At 44.4% G+C, this 17,340-nt stretch carries 21 protein-coding genes; 7 read left to right on the top strand and 14 right to left on the bottom strand.

Annotation, left to right across the window (positions count from 1 at the left end):
* The first annotated feature begins 46 nt into the window (after positions 1-46).
* Both B0D95_RS11715 and B0D95_RS11710 read left to right on the top strand, forming a co-directional pair.
* A complete protein-coding gene (locus B0D95_RS11715) occupies positions 47-316 on the top strand; it encodes a type II toxin-antitoxin system ParD family antitoxin (RefSeq protein WP_210403619.1) in 270 nt (89 codons plus the stop codon).
* A gap of 7 nt (positions 317-323) precedes the next feature.
* Positions 324-584, top strand: coding sequence for a type II toxin-antitoxin system RelE/ParE family toxin (locus B0D95_RS11710; protein ID WP_210403618.1), 261 nt, complete (start codon positions 324-326; stop codon positions 582-584).
* A 110-nt stretch (positions 585-694) separates the two neighbouring features.
* Here B0D95_RS11710 and bamE read toward each other — a convergent pair whose 3' ends face one another.
* Complete coding sequence (gene bamE, locus B0D95_RS11705; RefSeq protein ID WP_078044056.1) at positions 695-1,159, bottom strand: outer membrane protein assembly factor BamE; 465 nt, start codon at positions 1,157-1,159, stop codon at positions 695-697.
* Between the two features lie 230 nt (positions 1,160-1,389).
* On the opposite strand from bamE, the gene B0D95_RS11700 reads away from it, so the two are divergent.
* Both B0D95_RS11700 and secD read left to right on the top strand, forming a co-directional pair.
* Positions 1,390-1,794 (top strand): hypothetical protein, encoded by a 405-nt coding sequence (locus tag B0D95_RS11700; RefSeq protein WP_078044055.1) that lies wholly within the window; start codon positions 1,390-1,392, stop codon positions 1,792-1,794.
* 69 nt (positions 1,795-1,863) lie between these two features.
* Positions 1,864-4,167: a protein translocase subunit SecD gene (gene secD / locus B0D95_RS11695; protein WP_078044054.1), complete on the top strand. Its 2,304-nt coding sequence runs from the start codon at positions 1,864-1,866 to the stop codon at positions 4,165-4,167.
* Between the two features lie 72 nt (positions 4,168-4,239).
* On the opposite strand, the gene B0D95_RS11690 is transcribed toward secD, so the two are convergent.
* The 4 genes from B0D95_RS11690 to B0D95_RS11675 form a co-directional block, all read right to left on the bottom strand.
* Positions 4,240-5,865, bottom strand: a complete 1,626-nt coding sequence (locus B0D95_RS11690) for a S41 family peptidase (protein WP_078044053.1) — start codon at positions 5,863-5,865, stop codon at positions 4,240-4,242.
* A 184-nt stretch (positions 5,866-6,049) separates the two neighbouring features.
* Positions 6,050-6,262, bottom strand: a complete 213-nt coding sequence (locus B0D95_RS11685; RefSeq protein ID WP_078044052.1) for a hypothetical protein — start codon at positions 6,260-6,262, stop codon at positions 6,050-6,052.
* Positions 6,262-6,726, bottom strand: a complete 465-nt coding sequence (locus B0D95_RS11680) for a hypothetical protein (RefSeq protein WP_168172444.1) — start codon at positions 6,724-6,726, stop codon at positions 6,262-6,264. Before B0D95_RS11680 ends, B0D95_RS11685 begins: the two co-directional genes overlap by 1 nt.
* A 68-nt stretch (positions 6,727-6,794) precedes the next feature.
* Positions 6,795-7,124, bottom strand: a complete 330-nt coding sequence (locus B0D95_RS11675) for a hypothetical protein (RefSeq protein WP_078044051.1) — start codon at positions 7,122-7,124, stop codon at positions 6,795-6,797.
* Positions 7,125-7,601: 477 nt separating this feature from the next.
* Here B0D95_RS11675 and B0D95_RS20430 point away from each other — a divergent pair, with 477 nt between their 5' ends.
* Together B0D95_RS20430 and B0D95_RS11670 are read left to right on the top strand one after the other, a co-directional pair.
* On the top strand, positions 7,602-7,838 hold the full coding sequence (locus B0D95_RS20430; protein ID WP_149867904.1) for a hypothetical protein: 237 nt from the start codon (positions 7,602-7,604) through the stop codon (positions 7,836-7,838).
* Positions 7,793-8,053 (top strand): transposase, encoded by a 261-nt coding sequence (locus tag B0D95_RS11670; protein WP_168172443.1) that lies wholly within the window; start codon positions 7,793-7,795, stop codon positions 8,051-8,053. The genes B0D95_RS20430 and B0D95_RS11670 overlap by 46 nt, the downstream gene beginning before the upstream one ends.
* Before the next feature lie 104 nt (positions 8,054-8,157).
* Here the strand turns inward: B0D95_RS11670 and B0D95_RS11665 are convergent, their stop codons facing one another.
* The 3 genes from B0D95_RS11665 to B0D95_RS11655 form a co-directional block, all read right to left on the bottom strand.
* Positions 8,158-8,496: a hypothetical protein gene (locus tag B0D95_RS11665; RefSeq protein ID WP_078044049.1), complete on the bottom strand. Its 339-nt coding sequence runs from the start codon at positions 8,494-8,496 to the stop codon at positions 8,158-8,160.
* A gap of 214 nt (positions 8,497-8,710) precedes the next feature.
* The gene (locus B0D95_RS11660) at positions 8,711-8,962 is read right to left on the bottom strand and encodes a hypothetical protein (RefSeq protein ID WP_078044048.1); all 252 of its coding nucleotides are present in this window, start codon (positions 8,960-8,962) and stop codon (positions 8,711-8,713) included.
* 216 nt (positions 8,963-9,178) lie between these two features.
* Positions 9,179-10,276: a hypothetical protein gene (locus tag B0D95_RS11655; protein ID WP_078044047.1), complete on the bottom strand. Its 1,098-nt coding sequence runs from the start codon at positions 10,274-10,276 to the stop codon at positions 9,179-9,181.
* A gap of 365 nt (positions 10,277-10,641) precedes the next feature.
* Between B0D95_RS11655 and B0D95_RS11650 the strand changes: the two genes are divergently transcribed.
* The gene (locus B0D95_RS11650; RefSeq protein WP_078044046.1) at positions 10,642-11,580 is read left to right on the top strand and encodes an IS110 family transposase; all 939 of its coding nucleotides are present in this window, start codon (positions 10,642-10,644) and stop codon (positions 11,578-11,580) included.
* 40 nt (positions 11,581-11,620) lie between these two features.
* Here B0D95_RS11650 and B0D95_RS11645 read toward each other — a convergent pair whose 3' ends face one another.
* The 6 genes from B0D95_RS11645 to B0D95_RS11625 form a co-directional block, all read right to left on the bottom strand.
* Complete coding sequence (locus B0D95_RS11645) at positions 11,621-12,901, bottom strand: DUF5677 domain-containing protein (protein WP_078044045.1); 1,281 nt, start codon at positions 12,899-12,901, stop codon at positions 11,621-11,623.
* Positions 12,902-13,037: 136 nt separating this feature from the next.
* The gene (locus tag B0D95_RS11640; RefSeq protein ID WP_078044044.1) at positions 13,038-13,439 is read right to left on the bottom strand and encodes a hypothetical protein; all 402 of its coding nucleotides are present in this window, start codon (positions 13,437-13,439) and stop codon (positions 13,038-13,040) included.
* Positions 13,440-13,579: 140 nt separating this feature from the next.
* Positions 13,580-13,906 carry a hypothetical protein gene (locus B0D95_RS20425; protein ID WP_149867903.1) on the bottom strand — a complete coding sequence of 109 codons (327 nt, stop codon included), beginning with the start codon at positions 13,904-13,906 and terminating at the stop codon, positions 13,580-13,582.
* A gap of 112 nt (positions 13,907-14,018) precedes the next feature.
* Positions 14,019-14,822, bottom strand: a complete 804-nt coding sequence (locus B0D95_RS11635; RefSeq protein WP_149867902.1) for a hypothetical protein — start codon at positions 14,820-14,822, stop codon at positions 14,019-14,021.
* A 406-nt stretch (positions 14,823-15,228) separates the two neighbouring features.
* Entirely contained in the window at positions 15,229-15,810 is a 582-nt protein-coding gene (locus tag B0D95_RS11630) for a serine protease (RefSeq protein WP_078044042.1), read from the bottom strand.
* Positions 15,811-15,812: 2 nt separating this feature from the next.
* Positions 15,813-17,315 (bottom strand): phospholipid carrier-dependent glycosyltransferase, encoded by a 1,503-nt coding sequence (locus tag B0D95_RS11625; RefSeq protein WP_078044041.1) that lies wholly within the window; start codon positions 17,313-17,315, stop codon positions 15,813-15,815.
* Between the last annotated feature and the right edge of the window lie 25 nt (positions 17,316-17,340).

The raw sequence follows: 17,340 nt of genomic DNA, 5'->3' as shown, positions 1-17,340 counted from the left end.
GTATGTTATACTACTGAGTAGTATGCAGTGGCTTTTGGGAGATGGCATGATGGCGATGGTTAAGAAAAGTATCACGGTAACGGATCAGCAAGATAGCTGGATCAAAGCCCAGATTGAGCTGGGGCATTATGGCAATGAGAGTGAGGTTGTCAGGGAGTTAATTCGGGAGCGGCAGTTGCGCGAGCAGGAGCTACAGCTGATTCGTGCCCAGTTGATCAAAGCGGAGCAGGGTGGTTTTAGCTCACTGAGCCCAGACGCTCTATTGCAGGAAATTAAACAGGGATTGGGGCGAGATGCGGTATCGAATAAGCCATGAGGCGAGTATGGATCTCGCAAGGATCTACTGGCATGGAGTCGTCAAGTTTGGTGAACTGCAGGCGGAAGGTTATTACCAGTTGCTGATTGAGCAGTTCGAAAAAATCAGTGACGCCCCCTTGGCTTTTCAAGCGATAGACAATATCCGCGAGGGATACAGACGCAGTGTTTGCGGTGCAGACAGTATCTATTATCGGATCAGTAGCCAGGATGGTGCGGTAGAAATTATGCGTATTTTGGGGCGACAGGATTTGTCGGAAAACCTTTAGCGAGCATCTCACTTGGGAAGCGTGTGGTGATTGTGGTCTTTTTTGAGCGAATTTTTTGTAGTAGCCCCGACGAGCAATCGTCGGGGCTTTTTGTTGCTGGCGCTGAAAACTTACTGCGCCGCTACGTCTGCCAATACCACGTTAACTACTTTGTCACCGGCAAAATGTACGGCAACTTGTTTGGTTGCACCGGCGTTATTTACGCCCAATGCTGCAGCAACTTGTGCCGCTTGGGCGGCGGTTGCATTTACCGAGCTTGCATCGTAAAGCCATACTTCGGCGTCAGCTTTACCGCTGGTGGCAACAGGAGCACCCAGTGCGGTTTGCACCTGCGCTTTGGTCGCATTATCGCCCAGTTTGGTTTTTACCAGGGCCAGTGCTGACTGCTCGGGGGTAGTTGAAACGTTGCTGGCTGCCGCGCTGGTCTCTTCTACTTTGGCTTGAGTCTCCGCCACTTTAGCCTGTGCCTTGTCTACTGTTTCAGAGGCCTTTTTGAGCGAACCAAACAGGTCTGCCGCTTGTGCATTTGCCGTTAAAAGACCAACCAAACCCATAACAACCAATGATTTTTTCACTGTGAAACTCCCTAATTAAGGCTAAGAGTGAACATTAAAAATGTAAATTGAAGTGCCATATGGCGCGGCCACCCTAATAAAGTTGAGACGGAAGGTCAAATGAAAAGTATTCTTTTCTGTGCGCCAGTTCGCGTAGTGCCCTAAAGGTTATGCGCGATTTTTATGCGCCTGCGCTTGAATAACCCCGGCTGGCGCCCCACTATGCCATCACACCCGTTCTGGTCGCTGTCATGCACAAGCCATCCCATCATTTGCCTGCTTTGCCTCCCACCCTGGTGTGGCGTGGGCTTTTGGCTGTGGGGTTGTTGTGGCTCCTGGCGCTGGGCAGTTGGGAGCTTGGTGCGGCGCATAGTGTCAGCGATACCGATCGCCGCAGCCTTGCGCCTCTGGTGGATATGCCACTGCATGCCAACAGCGATCACTCCCTCTCGTTAAAGCGATTTTTTCCCCGCCCTAAAACCCAGCCCGATGCCCTCGACCTACCAGATACCCCTTGGGCCTTGTTGCCCGGCAATCTGTTGGCCGTATCATTTCCCCATCATGGTGTGGCGCACTTTAGTCTTACTTTCGCGTCTGGTGTTTGTCGGCATCAATTGCAAGCGCTCAACGTTCCGCGTGCGCCGCCGCTCGTTTAATCACTCCCCGTAATACCGATTTCAATAATTTTTTGCTTTCGCAGTCGAGAGCATTGTGGAGTATTGGCGATGAAAACCCTTTTTTCGCGGGCCATTGTGTATGGTCTGATTATCCTATTCGGGCTGCTCAGTGCGCTGCCCAACCTGTTACCCGATTCCGCTCTGGCAAAACTGCCGGATTGGTATGCCAAAAATCAATTAACCCTCGGGCTTGATCTACGCGGTGGATCGCATCTGTTGCTGGAAGTCGATACCAGCGAATTGGTTCGCAATAAAAATCCGGCGCTGCACGAACAAATCGTGCGCGATGCTGTAGAGCAAAGTTTGCAAGTGGTGCGCCGTCGCCTGGATGAAACCGGCATGGTGGAACCCATGATCACCCGTCAGGGGCGCGACAGTATTCTGGTGCAGCTTCCCGGCGTGAGTGACCCCCAGCATATTCGCGATCTGTTAGGTACTACGGCGCGCATGACGTTTCACTGGGCGGCCAATAATCAATCGCCATTGCACACCAAGGTTATTACCGTCAATGGTGAAGCGGGTGAGCGCTATCAACTGGAAGAGCGTGTTGCCATGGAGGGAAAACACATCAGTGATGCGCGGCTTGCGTTTAATCACGATACCGGCGAACCCGTGGTCAATTTCAAATTGGATAACGAAGGCGCACGCCGTTTTGGCGATATGACCAAACGCAATGTCGGGCGCGTATTGGCAATTGTGTTGGATGATAAAGTCGTCACCGCGCCAGTCATTCGCAGTGCGATTCAAGGTGGCAGCGGCGAAATCAGCGGTTCTTTTACCAGCGCATCGGCAAATGATTTGGCGTTGTTATTGCGTGCCGGCGCATTGCCTGCTCCTTTAAAAGTAATTGAAGAGCGCACTGTCGGGCCGGATTTAGGTAGCGATGCAATTTCTATGGGGATTAGCACCGGTATTGTGGGCGCGCTGTTAGTGCTCGCGTTTATGGTGGGCATTTATGGTCGCTGGGGTTTTATTGCTTGTATTGGCCTTGCGATAAATATCGGTTTGAGTTTTGGTGTGTTGAGTTTGCTTGGTGCAACACTCACGCTTCCAGGTATTGCCGGTTTTATTTTAAGTATTGGCATGGCGGTGGATGCGAATATTTTAATTAATGAACGCATCCGCGAAGAAACGCGGCGCGGGCAACCGGCCATGGCCGCCCTCAGTGGTGGCTTCCAGCGCGCTTACAGCACTATTCTGGATTCCAATGTCACTTCGCTGATTGCCATCAGTTTATTATTTTTATTTGGCAGTGGCCCGGTACGCGGTTTTGCCGTGACTATGGCTGTTGGCTTAATTATTTCCATGTTCACGGCCATTTCATTTACACGTTTGGTGATGGAATGGCGTGTGCGTAAATTGGGTAAACAATCGTTAATTATTTCCGGCATCAAATGGTTAGATAGCATCAGTGAAAATACCATTCCCTTTTTACGCGCGCGTTTTTTCGGGTTGATGGCTTCGGCCGTATTGTCACTTGCCTCTGTGTTTTTATTTTTTAGCCCGGGGCTGGATTACGGCATCGATTTCAGTGGTGGCACCGTCATTGAAGTACAAGCGCCAGACACCAATGTCGCCGCCTTGCGCAAAGGCTTGGCAGATGAAGGTAAGGGACAAGTAGCCATTCAGGAATTCGGGAACGATGGTCACTACCTGCTGCGCCTGCCCATGCCATCTGCGGAAGATATTGCTAATGGCACCAGCGTGCAAGCCGTTAAATCTGCTGTTACCGCCATCGCACCGGACGCTGCATTTCCGCGTGTAGAAATGGTTGGCCCTCGTGTTAGCGGTGATTTTGGTGATGCGACAATCCTCGCGATTATTCTGGCAGGCTTGGGCATGCTCGGTTATTTGTGGGTAAGGTTTGAATCCCACTTTGCACTGGCTGCGACACTCACTCTCGCGCTGGATCTCACCAAGACCATCGGCTTTTTTGCCTTGGCTGGAGTGGAGTTTAACCTCACTGCGGTGGCGGCATTGCTCGCGTTAATTGGTTATTCGGTAAATGACAAAGTCGTTGTATTTGATCGCATTCGTGAAAACCTGCGTCTCACGCCAGATAAGCCCTTGGTACAATTACTCAACGAGAGTATTACCTCAACGCTCACGCGCACCATTTTCACCTCGATCACTACCTTTCTGGCGATTTTGCCTATGGCGATTGCCGGTGGCAGTGCGGTGTCCAGTTTTTCTCTGCCTATGTTATTCGGCATAGTTATCGGCACCAGTTCATCTATTTTAATTGCGACGCCTATTGTGATGCTGTTAGGTGAGCGAAGAGTGCGCAAAGGAAAATCACAGCTGCATGTGAGTGCAGACCCCAAGCAACGGGAAATTGATTTATTGCCGTAACAGAAAATTTTTAATAGCTATCACCCTTGAGTGATAGCTATTAATCCTGGGTAGTAATACCCACAATATTTTTTAGTGATAAGCCTTAATCCAATCTATCGCTGTATCCAATCCATTGTCATATCCGCCCTTACGCTCTTGCGGGGTGCCAAACGCTACTGAAATATCGGCCGCTATACCTACTCCCTCATAATTATTTCCTTTGGTATCCAGGTAAGTTTCATTGCTTATCCCGAAAATAATATCGCTAGTCAGGCGTTTAACCAGTACATCGGAAAATGCCCCCGCGGTTGGCTCACCGATAATAGTGACTTGCGGTAAAGAAGACATCGCAATGGTAAATAACTCGGCGGCGCTTCCTGTATCGCCACTCACTAATACGGCTGTGGGTTTTAGATACAGGTTATCCACTGGCGGGTCTAGTACGACTTCTTTCACTGGCGTCGCCAAGTCGTCACGGCCTGCAAATTTTGAATACACCACTTGCGGCTGACTCATAAAGTGACGCACAAAACTGAGCGATACCTGATCCTGGCCGCCGCCATTAAAACGAACATCAACGATCAGGCCATCCGTATCTTCAAGGTCTTTCAGTGCCTCGTTAATAGTTTCCTCTGCTATGGCAACATCAACAGCAACGTCAGAAATAACGGTTGATTTTCCCTCGGTATAGTCAGACATTGAGCCTATAAACAAATACCCAATATTTTCACTTGTTGTAAACCAGGTGATTTCGCCTGCTGCCTTCACCTTAATATCAACATTTTCATCGGCATAACCAAAAATAGTTTCCATAATATTATCAACGTTGGACGCTATATAGTTTTCCGCCTCTGCGGCTTGCTCCTCGGTTAACTCATCATCAGACCCAAGTGACGCTACATACTCATTCAATAATTTTTCATACAACCGTAATTGTGTGTTTGTGCTGAAGTTGGGTGTGTCTTCATCTTCCAACGCTTTAGTTATACTTTCATCCAGATTTTGGCTGAGTGGTGCGTGGATCAAAATCGCATGACCATCACCTAGCGGGGCAATCAGCTCACTTAAAAATTCAAACAGCTCTTCCTCCGTATGAATGTCGCCCAGGGAATTAACGGCTTCTTCATAGGCTTCATCCCAATCTACGCCTCTTAATTCGAAGTTAATGTAGAGCTCATTAAATGTGTGCCAAAATATTTCAAAGTCTCTTTCGGCATTAAAGGCATAACCGGAATCTGTCTTTAAGGTTTGCAGGTCTTCCGTACAGGTGGATGGCAGTTGCGCGATTTTTTCGTATTCAACACCAGGGGCATATTGCCCATTCACCTTGCGCAGTGTTTCCTTCGCCAGTTTTGAATAGGAATAGCTTTGTTCAAACTTTTCTTGCGGTAAGTTAGGCGTCACGTTCTGCAATAAACAATAATCTTCTGTCACGCTATATGTTTTAACCCTAAACTCATCCGCCTGGGTGCTTACCGATAACACATAACCATAAGCAGGCGCATACCATTCACCCGCATAGGGTGACGCCGCCACAGAACTGGAGGAGGAACTGTTTGCCGCTGAGCTGGAAGAGCTGCTAGATACGGAAGCTGAAGAAGATGAGCGGGAAGGTTTCTTGTGGTCGTCATCTGAACAACCAATTAATAATGTCAGGCTAAACCAGGCAATAGCCGCGATATATCTTGATAAAACCGCATGTTTTGTAAAACGCATATTTGATGCACCTTTAGGTTACCGGGAAGGGATAACCTAAACCACCAAACCGCGTAAAGCTGTATCACGTGTTATCAATTTGTAACAGTGTAGATACAAATGGCGGTAAACAATTCCCGCTATTTTCCAATAAAAGCAGTTAGTATTTAATGTAGGCTGGGCAGTAATGCCCAGCATTTGTATTTTACAGCAAGCGCTCTAAGGGTAATCCGACTTCGCCTTCAATCGATTTATATTCTTCTTTTATAAATTCCAGAAACTGGGTTAACTGTAAATGATGTTCTTCATAGTCAGCCCTGTTGCGAATAGTTTCGCTTTTTAGAAGTTGCTCTTGAAATAGAACGGCGTCTCTAACGGCTGATACTAATAACGGGGCCCAAACATTTGGAATTTCCATTACATGGCCTCTTTAAGTAATTTAATTGCAAGCTGGTCAAGCTTTGCTTTGAATTGAGATAATGGCATGTCATAAGCAGGAGCAATGGTGTAGTGATGAGCACCTAAGATTGTATTGTACTCGTCTTTTACTATGGCTATGCCTTCAGGTAGTACTGTTCCTTTGGGGATTTTGTAATATTCCCAGTCTTTGCCTTTTGGTAGGCCGGGCTTGTCAAATGTGCTTAGGCCTCTTGGCCTATTCTTTACGCTCACCCACTTTACACCATTTCTGTGTTCAATTTTTATGTCCGCAGCGCGAGGCCGGCCATTTGAAAGAATAGTGGGTTCCTCTATAAAGCTAAAAACACCTGTGTTCGATTTTTTGTTTAGCGCTCGCCATAAATTGATTGGCACTGAGCCTTCAAAAATTCTATCTACCTGTCCTTTAGAAATTAGTATGTCTTTTAAAATGGTAATACTCATGATGAACTCCTTTTTTATGTACTTTCTAAAGTATACAAAAAACAATTAAAAAATTATGGTGTTATTTATTATTGTGATACGAGCATGCTTTGTACACCGTTTAAATAGCCCTGAGCATCGCAACCAGTTATATAAATTCTTAATTTAGAAGAGGTGCTTTTTGCATATAAAGCTAATGAAAGTGTTCTATCAGCCATTTTTGTTTCTTTAACAGAGATATACCGACTGTTTGGGCATGTGTAGCTGGTTTGATATGGTGTATCTTTTGCAAAATATACTCCCTCTGTTACACCAGCCCCTGCGAGTTCTATTTGATTAAGATTGGCTTCTACCCATTCCGCAGCCAAACAATTAAATGATGCAGCAAATAGAATTGGTAGCATTATCGTCTTTTTCATGCTTTCTCCATTTTTTGGTGTGTTGGTCTTACCCATAAAGCTACGACTTAAAAACTGTCCTGCAGACAAAGTGTGCGAGCTGCAACGACTTGTATGACTGATTTTGACAATTTTCTTATCATTCTTAAAGCGATAAGGTGGAGTCCATACCTGCAGCAATAGATCTTCAGCAAGGTAGCCCGGTGCAACGCTGGAACCGAATCATCGAGTCCGTTAACAAGCGTGGGCGTCTTACTGATTCTACTTTTAACTCAAGCAGTCGAATGGGCTCCGAGCTCGAATGTAGCAAGGCTGAGTTATGAATACAACTACCGCCGCACACATTGATCGCAGTGAAAGAAATGTAGGAATCGATATCGGAAAAATCACATTGGATGCCTGCATTTTCGAACTCGATGTCTATTTGCAGTACCCCGGAAGGGATTCGTGAATTACTCTCACGCAAGCGCCAACTTAATAAGATGCGGATCCCGGGAGTTGAATCGTCAGCACAAAGCGACTTCGATTCTTACAGCAACCCATAAACGTTTGCTTAAAGTGCTCGATAAAGAGATTGAAAGCATCAATAAGCTGCTCACCAAAGCAGTTAGTGAAGTCACGGAATGGCAGCGCACGTATGAAATTCTGAACTCGGTACCGGGCGTCGGCGATGTAGTTCCTTTACGCTGTTGGGAGAGTTACTTGAGCTGGGTCAGCTATCGCCATGCAAAATAACAGCGCTTTGTTGGCTTGCGCCATACAATCGTGACAGTGGCATTATGAAAGGTCGACGCCGAATCAAAGGCGGCCGTGCACCAATTCACACGGCGCTGTATATGGCGATACTGAGCGCGATTCAATGCAATCCTGTGATGAAAAAATTTTACAAGAAGTTCGTCAAGCAGGGTAAGCACAAAAAGTTGCACTTACGGCCTGCATGCGAAAAATGACAACGATTTTAAAGGCCATCGTGTGTGATAATTGCGAATAGCAGGCCAACTAAATTTGCGTCGTAGGTATTGATTTTCTACCACGGTCGCTTGTTATAGTTGGCTTAGGGGTTTAATGTAAAAATTGTTGCAATTGGACCGTTGTAGGCACACTTCCCTGCACCGTCAAGATAAAACTGGATAGTTTTCTGACTGGCAGCCGCAAATAAATAGGCGGAGAATGCTCTGTCTATTAGTTTAGCGTCGGTGATAACAACAAAATCTTTCCTCGCGCAATATGATGCAGCCTCACCAATGATCGGATTTTTTAGTGCTATATATAGCCCCTCTGTTTGAGCAGCTGAGTTGGTGGATTGTGTAATTTGTATCGAGACTATATCAGCTGGATTTAAACTAACCCATTGTCCTGCCCAGCTGTTTTCAGCGCCCAATATTGCTGCCATTAAAAAAAATTATTTTTCGCATACGACTCCTAATTTAATGATATTTAACTAAGGTTGTTGCTACGGATTTGCTATAACTAAGCTATAGAAAACCCCAATAACTACTGAATTTACCTACAGCCAATTGATTAATAATTTATTGGCTCACTTTGCCTAACTACTTTCTGATTTTCAACCAATCATGCCCAAGTAATGCAATATAATCCATGCAACATCATTCAATTTCACGACTGGACATAATGCCTTTTGAACGCGCGAACAATACAACACTCAATAAAATTGCAGGATTGCAAACAGACCTGCAGCTGTCTTTATTATGGTAGGCGCAATAAAAGATGGATAGGGCAAGTTTCTCGTGAGTGAGATAATGCATAGCGTGCCCAAAAGTGCCAGATTGTAATTGATCGCGAAAATTAATCGCCACCATGGAATTTTGATCGTGATTGTAAGGAATAAACTTTGGCATAAGCGCGCTCCTGTGGGAATACGTTATTTTACTGAAAAACAATCGATTGGTCGCGGCTACAGCTTCAACGTCAAAATCAGCGGCGCGCTTTTCAGTGTTCGATGTATTTTTTTATGTACATTTCAATTAGTAACAATTGGTCTAAAAGCCGTTTACAATGGTTTTTAGGTTTTGTCATGGACTTTTTTGATTGCTTGCCCTTATTACTAGCTATCTCTACCAATGAGGTTTCGATATGTTATCGTAATATTTGTCTTTAATGCTATCAAGATATTTCAAGTCATCAATTTGCTCACTAAACGTCGTAATCGCGTTTTTTATTACTATAGTTTTGAATTTTTCATCATTACTACTTTGAAATGCCTTGGTAATCGACTGACTATTCGATTCAATGATTTCCCCCTGACGTTCTATTTCGAGCTTTAAAGCTTTATTGCCTATTGTCCCTGCATGCTCATATAATTTTTTAATTAATTCTAATATTTTTTCTATTTGATTTGTTGTCTTTTCTGCTTCCACATTAATATCAAAAAACCTCTCCACTTCAATTTCTTCCGCAAATAATTTTGTTTCTTTTAAATTTGGGGCTTCAATTGTGGAATCATCGATTGCGTTATCAGTGGTTTCTAATTCAGGCCGGTGAGCTTCCGTATCTTTTTGGGTATCTTTACTTTGTTGAAATTTCCATGCTTTAAGTAAAGAATATGATTTTGGGTTGGTTTGTGCATTCAGGTCACTTTTTTTATGTTTGACATAACTCACCCAAATACTGCCAAGCACAGGTTCCTTAGTGTTGTAGCGATGAATATTCATTCTTATCGGATGTTCCTTCCCGTCATCAAGGAAGATGGATGTGTTTAAAAGAACCGTAATGTAATCACTTTTAGTTCCTTCATTTGTGAAAGTAAGATTATTAAAATTTTCTTTTTCTAAAAATTTATAGAGTTGATAACTTATATCTGAATCAATTAAAAGAGCCTTCTTTTCTTCCTCTGGACTTAATTTTCTACCTTTTGGGGCAATATATACACCGGGTTTTTTCTCATCTGATTCATCCATTTTCTGAATGGTCAAATCTTTCTTTTGGATTGGCTGCTGTTGTGCTGAATAGTTGTCAGTCGAGACCTTTAATTGACTCATTTGTTTGGCTTTCGGACTATTATTTGCCATCTCCTGAAGCTTTCTTTGCGCAACAGCTTCTGGTCTATTATCTACAAATTGAAAAGTAGACTCATTGCCCCTATGATTTTGAGAAATCGCATTTGCTACTGATTGACCTTTATTCTTTTTCGGTTTCTCTACTTGTCCATACATATCTCAAACCTTTTTAAACTGGTTTCATACATTGCTATAGGCTTTTCTCATTGCATAACGCCCCGATAAGCGGTGATTTTTAAGTTGCTCTTTTGCCATAAGATGGGGTGGAGCAGAATGGCAAAAGAGCAACTTAAAAGCCATCCGTTTGATTGCTTGTATGATTGATTTTGACAGTTTTCTTATCATCCTTAAAGCGATAAGGTGGAGTCCATGCCTGCAGAAATAGATCTTCAGCAAGGTAGCCCGGTGCAACGCTGGAACCGAATCATCGAGTCCGTTAACAAGCGTGGGCGCCTTGCTGATTCTACTTTTAACTCGAACAGTCGAATGGGCTCCGAGCCCGAATGTAGCAAGGGTGAGTTATGAATACAACTACCGCCGCACACATTGATCGCAGTGAAAGAAATATAGGAATCGATATTGGAAAAAACACACTGGATGTTTGCATTTTCGAGCTCGATGTCTATTTGCAGTACCCCAATACCACAGAAGGGATTCGTGAATTAATCAAAAAGCTATCGCGTTACAACCTCACGCGCATTCTGGTTGAGGCAACCGGTGGTTACGAAAGAGGTTTGGTGGAAGCCTGCGCCGTTGTCCAGCCGACCCAGGTTCGTCAGTTTGGTAAAGCACAAGGTGTTTTTGTCAAAACCGATAAAATTGACTCGCGACTTATTGCACAATTTGGTGCGATTTTGAAACCGGAGCCAAGGCCTCTTAATAGCAAAAAAGTTCGCCATATCAGGGATTTACTCTCACGCAAGCGTCAGCTGAATGAAATGCGGACACAGGAATTAAATCGTCAGCACAAAGCACCGGCAATTCTTGCAGCAACTCACAAACGTTTACTGAAAGTGCTCGATAAAGAAATCGAGAGCGTCAACAAACTTCTCGCCAAAGCGGTTAGCGAAGTAACTGAATGGCAGCGCACTTATGAGATTCTGAGCTCAGTGCCGGGTGTAGGCGATGGTGTAACGTTTACGCTATTAGGAGAGTTACCTGAATTAGGCCAGCTATCGCCACGCAAAATAGCAGCGCTTTGTGGGCTTGCGCCATACAATCGCGACAGTGGCATCATGAAAGGCCGACGCCGAATCAAAGGCGGTCGTGCACCGATCCGCACGGTGTTATACATGGCGATGCTGAGTGCGATTCAGTGCAATCCGATTATGAAGAAATTCTACAAAAAGCTCGTCCAGCAGGGTAAGCACAAGAAAGTTGCGCTTACGGCCTGCATGCGAAAAATGGTGACGATTTTAAATGCCATGGTGCGAGATAATTGCGAGTGGCAGGCTAAGTAAATTTGCGTCGTAGGTATTGATTTTTTACCACAGTCGCTTGTTAACTCTTTACACCTATATTTGAAAGGATTTCATTAGATCGCTTGCAAACTAATTTTAACTCTGGATGCTCAATTCCGATTCTATCGCTCCACATCCTTAAAAATTCGAGCGTTTCAATTAGATGAGCTAGCAACCTTCGAGCTACTGCCGCACAGTCTCCTTGCAACGAAGCGGGAAGATGCTTAATATCCATAATTTCAAAGCTAATCAAACACCCAACAAAGACGGAGTATATTACTGCCTCCTCTTTCCAGTCAGAATCCAGTGGACTAAGTTTATCGTCTCGAACATAATCCCTAATATTAAAAACACTTGGATGAACAACATCAGATACTCTTTGATAAAAGAGGTCGTAGAAATCTATATCAAAATCTCGATTACTTGACTCCGCCATTTTATATCCTGAAATATTCGACGGATAAATATCTCCAGTGGAACAGCGAACCACTTTACGCCTATCTTCTTTACCATTTTTTTCTAGATACTTAAAAGTTCCATCTCGAATACCGTACTTTGCATCTACAAGAGAAACAACACTATCTGGTTTGTTTTTGACGAGAATAATATGAAGATAATTTTCATATATGCCACGAACAAGTTTAAGTGCATCTTCGTTATAGTCTTCAACAATCAGATACTTGATCGATCTAAGTGTTCTCTGAGACTTTGCGAGATTTAATCCCATATACGCTACTGGGGACAATATTTCTGCACCATCCGGCGCGGAGTCATCAGAGAAGTCCTCGTTGAAATACTTTTTGATGCAGATACCGAATAAATATATGAGCGAATCAATGTCATCAATAAGAAGGCTCAGCTTTGATTCGAACTGCCTATCTTCACTTTCTCTCTCTGGGTCGCCACCAAAAGCATAGTACTCAGCGACGGCGTTATCCCATTCGTCGACAAGAGAGCCAGTGGCCTTCTCTACCATTCCATCAGTAAGAAGAATGCCAGTCCGCTTGTACGCATAAATAAAAGCAGGATTAGTGCCTACTTTCTCCATTATCTCAATCATTTTTCTTTCGTGATCCTTATCACTAAACATTAACGTATGAGGCATTAACGGGTCGTCTGGTAGCCGCTCGCGTTCAAAATGCTTATATATTTCATCATCCAATTGCTCGACCAATTCTTCAAGTTTTCCTTTTATTGGAATTACTTGGTAATAATCACCGGTATCATCTTGCTCCCAGATAACATCTTTATATTTACAGCATTTCTTGTATTTTCTACCACTACCACATGGGCATGGGTCATTTACTTTAATTTTTACCATGCGCTATATTTCTAAGTGGAGTTAACGCCGCGATAAACGGTGGTTTTTAAGTTGCTCTTTTGCCATAAAATGGAGCGAAGCGGAATGGCAAAAGAGCAACTTAAAAATCCATCCGTTTGATTGCTTTGTTACATTTTTACGCACTACCGTTTACATAGAGAGAATGAAAGCGTTCGCTTTTAAGATTGTATTTAATGTTAAAAAAGCAGCTCCCACCGTCCTGCACTTGATATAACTGTTTTTTTAGTTCTTCTGTGGTTGGCCCCGGATAAGTGCCAAGCTCAGCTTCAACTTCAGGTGACTGAATGCATAGTGCATTAATCAGAATTAAAGACTCACCAATAAATTTGTACTGATACCTGTATATTTCCCTAGGCTGGAATTCAGTTTTGCTGTTGTTCTCTAAATACTTCCAAAGTTGGCTTTCAAGCTGACCAGCATTTGGCAGGTCAGGTTGCTGGCCAACTGCTATCCATTCTGATGAATAGCACCTTAAAGATAAAAGCACCATGATGCTTGCGATTATGTGATTTTTCATATTCAAATGTAACGTTCGGTTCAACCGCAGTTTGTAAGCGGCGCATTTACGATAAACTTCGCGTAGCGATTCGCTAAATGCGCTGCTTGCAAACTGTCGAGCGTAAGCGCGAAGCGCTGTAGCGGCGTTGCAACCGCTTGTTATGTACTTGTATGCCTATATTCAAAAACACTGTTAGAAGCCTTAGGGTTCCAGCCTTGAGAAATAGCATTTTTAATGCTTTGCTCAACCATGCTCGGAGTTACGCTACCAGACTTTAATTTAAGAGACGTGTCTGGACGTGAAAATGGAAAAGTAATTCGCAAGATAGAGCCGTTCAATTCCACCAGTTCAACGACCGCAGTCATTTCTGCACCTAAACAGTCCTGCGAATATGTGGGTTTTGACCTGATGAGCCACAAAAACTCATTTTCGCCCACTATAATTTTTCTACTTCCTTTCTTTGGAATGCTCATTTCAATATTCACATAACGCCAAGCTCACCGGAATATTTTACGGAGAGCGCTTTTGTGTGAAAATGTAGCGCAGCGAAATACACAAAAGCGAGCGTAGTAAAATATTTCCGCGTGCAGCTTTTTGTTAGGGATGCTGAGCACCAATATGCACCAAACAAAATTTATTAGCGAGATCGAGTATAAGGCTTGTCGCTTCGTTAATATCTGTAATCGCCGCCGCAGGTTGACCCCACCCCATATCACCATGGCGCGCATAAACCCCAAGAAGTAGCGAGCTATTACATGCGGCCGTGAATTGATTAATCCGACCGGGATCTCCCAATTTCAAAAAATCGTAGTTATTTTTCTTCGAATGATATTTGACGCTATCGTATATCTTGTACAGAGTTCCCCATGTCATTATCGTTTCCAAGGAAGAATTTAGTGAAATCAGCCCAACTTGAAATATTAAAGACCGTAATACCTCATCTTTTTTACAGAGATTGAATATTCGTGATGAAAGCCTGCCACTGGCGGGAGTGGCTTCATGCTCGTACTTATCTATGTCGGCGTTTTGACTAAAGGGATTGTTTTCGATATTCGCAGCGTGTACAGAATGTTGGCCCCCACCATCACATAGTGCAAAATGCGTAAACTCAACTGGAACGGCAAAATTTTTATTCCAAGCGACCCTAAGCGCTCCGTTCAATAACAAATTAAGACTAAATAGCCGGCAGGCCACATGTTCGGGATCTTCAATTTCATCGATATGGTAAGAGAAAGCATAAAATTGCATACCTAGATGATCGTCGTCATATGCAAGACCGATGTCATTACCCCAAAAATCTTGCGTAAGGCTCGGGTAATAACTACCAGCAGATACGCCTATTTCCCATTTGTGTGGTGATAGCATGTTTTTAATCCCTAACAGTTTATTAAATTGCGCCAACTATATAACCCGCAGAACGTTATTCCAACTAATTTGGTGTGGTGCTGTATAACTCCAAAAGTAGATGAGCCTGCATTCGATTTGGTTCGTGCTAAATCAAAGGGTTAACTGTCACTCCGAATTAATTGTGGAGTTATACAGTACAAACAATCTCAATTAGTTGCTGCGCTCATTTGGCTTGCTGTCCGCTTTGGGCTCTTTCCTGTCCTTCGGCGGCCTGCTCCGCGAGGCGCGCCCTACATTTGCTATGTGCTGGTTGGGCTATTTGTTCGATGCTAGTGCTACGTGTTTGTGAATGTCAATTACGCAGCATAACGCTGCCTGATTTTCTTAACTGACTTTCTTTCGGGTCTAAATGAAAAACGCCCGCAGTGCGGGCGTTTTTCATGGGGCGGTGTCGTTGTGATTAAAACTTCACGCTCTTGGAGTCGTCGCCGAACCAGTTGGGTTTTTCATCGCCGCGGGCGTATTGCACGGTGAAGCCGGAGTTGCCGAAGCCTTGGAAGTAGCTCATGGAGACTTGATGTTGGCCTTCACTTAAGTGCGTCATACAGACCTGTACGCTGTACGGGCGGTCGCTCAGATGTTCGCAAATTAATTTGCCGTCGATGCGCAGGGAGAAACCGTCATCACTGCCCATCAAAAAGCGATAGGTGTCTGCTTGTTTAATGGTGATGGTGTGGTTTACGTCTACGAAAAAATCATCGCTATAAGTGGCGATGTTGCCGAGCTTGGGGTGACTGAACCGGCTTTTTTCAAGTAGGTTCAAGCGGTCAACCATGACTTCGCGGGTAAATTCTATATCCCGTGGTTGATAAATATTGCCAATGCTCACGCGGTTTTTGCTGATGACCAGCTTCACCACTGGGTCCACGGTTACGGGTGCAATGCGCACCAGAATTAAAATCGCAACCACTATGATCAGGGCAGTGAAAATAGAATTTTTATTCAGCAGTGTTGCTTTGTTGATAAAGGATTGAATAGCCATGATTATCTCACCACCTGCAATTTCCAGAAGCTGAACCAGTTGCGCATTTCAAATTGATCTTCGGTCAAGCCGAAGCCATAGGTGAAGGGCGAGAAAAATGCGAACACGGCGATGACCAGCAGTGCGAATAAACTGGCATTGATAATGGTGTGTTTGTTGTTGGCGAGCACTTCATCGCGGTAGATGTAATTAAATACCAGTGCCAAATTGACGGCGCCAAATAGCAGCGGCACCAGGTAGTGATATAAGTACATCACCCGTTCGATTTGCAGGATCGCTACCATGTAGCTGATGTAGAGTGCAGTGAAAGCGCAAATCCAATAAAACAGTTTTTCATCTTTAATGGGATTGTTGTAAACATAGCGGCCAATGATTAAGCCTGCCGATAAAATAATGCCGCCCAATACCGAGAACCACACAATTGGGTTGCCAATCAGGTATTTGTATTTCACCACGACTTTGCCGTCCACGGTGTTTTTGTCCCAGCGATAGCTAATGGTTTTTTTGCTCAGTGGCCAGCCCATGGCATAGCTGCCGTTTTCATCGGGTTTGCACACATCCAGGCGCGGTACGCCATCGGCATATTCCGACATATATTTCAGGTTGTCTTTCATGCCCAGCATAAAGGTGCTGGGTGACCAGGTGTTACCCGCGCGAATTTGGGCGAGGTATTCGGGCGAGGCTTTGTAAGTGCGGTCTTTCACAATGGTGGTGCCCATGCCGATATGTACATAAAACACCGCCAAAAATACGGCTGCTACCGGAATAACCCCGGCGGGTACGGTAGTCGCAAGGCGGGCGATTAAGGCGCGCCATTGCCATTGTTTAATTGCACTCCATTGATCCACACCAAACAGCATCACAAACAGCAGTAGCAAAATAAAGGCATTTACTTTTACCGCAATGGCAAGGCCGATCCACACTCCGAGCAGGGCGTAGTGTTTTAATAAAATAGCCTTGTGGTGATGGATAAAATCAGTAGCGACGCGCACAAAATAATAGAGGGCGCCAAGAATAAAAAAGAGTTGGATACCTTCGAGCATGGCGGCGCGCGAGTGAATTACCAGGGCGTTATCAAAAATCACCAGACTGGTAAACGCAGCGGCCAACCATGCGCGTTGGGTAATCGCATTAATAATGCCGTAAAAAAATAACACACCAAACGCCATCATAATGACCGAGGGCCAGCGAAAGCCTTTGTAGGTCATGGCCGGTGGTGCATTGTCACCGGTCAGATAGTCTGTCTCCAGCAACTTTTGCTTGTCGATCTCGCCGTTGCCACCAAACATCACCTCACCCACTGCCATCAGCATTTTGCCAAGGGGAGGGTGAGGTTCCATGTACATCACGCCATCAATATGTTTTTGCGCAGAGGCGACATGGTAGTTTTCATCCCAAAACATAGCTTGGGGGCTACCGTAAAAAGGGAAATAAATACCCAGCGAAATGATGAGGATCACCGCCGGGTAAATAAAACGTGCGTAGGTCTTCAGGAAAAGTTTCATAGTGTATTTTTTTAGTTAGCGTTAT

The sequence above is a fragment of the Cellvibrio sp. PSBB023 genome (assembly GCF_002007605.1).
In the GTDB taxonomy this organism is placed as follows: Bacteria; Pseudomonadota; Gammaproteobacteria; order Pseudomonadales; family Cellvibrionaceae; genus Cellvibrio.
Note: the sequence above shows the minus strand (reverse complement) of the source record. Positions and strands in the feature narration are given on the sequence as shown.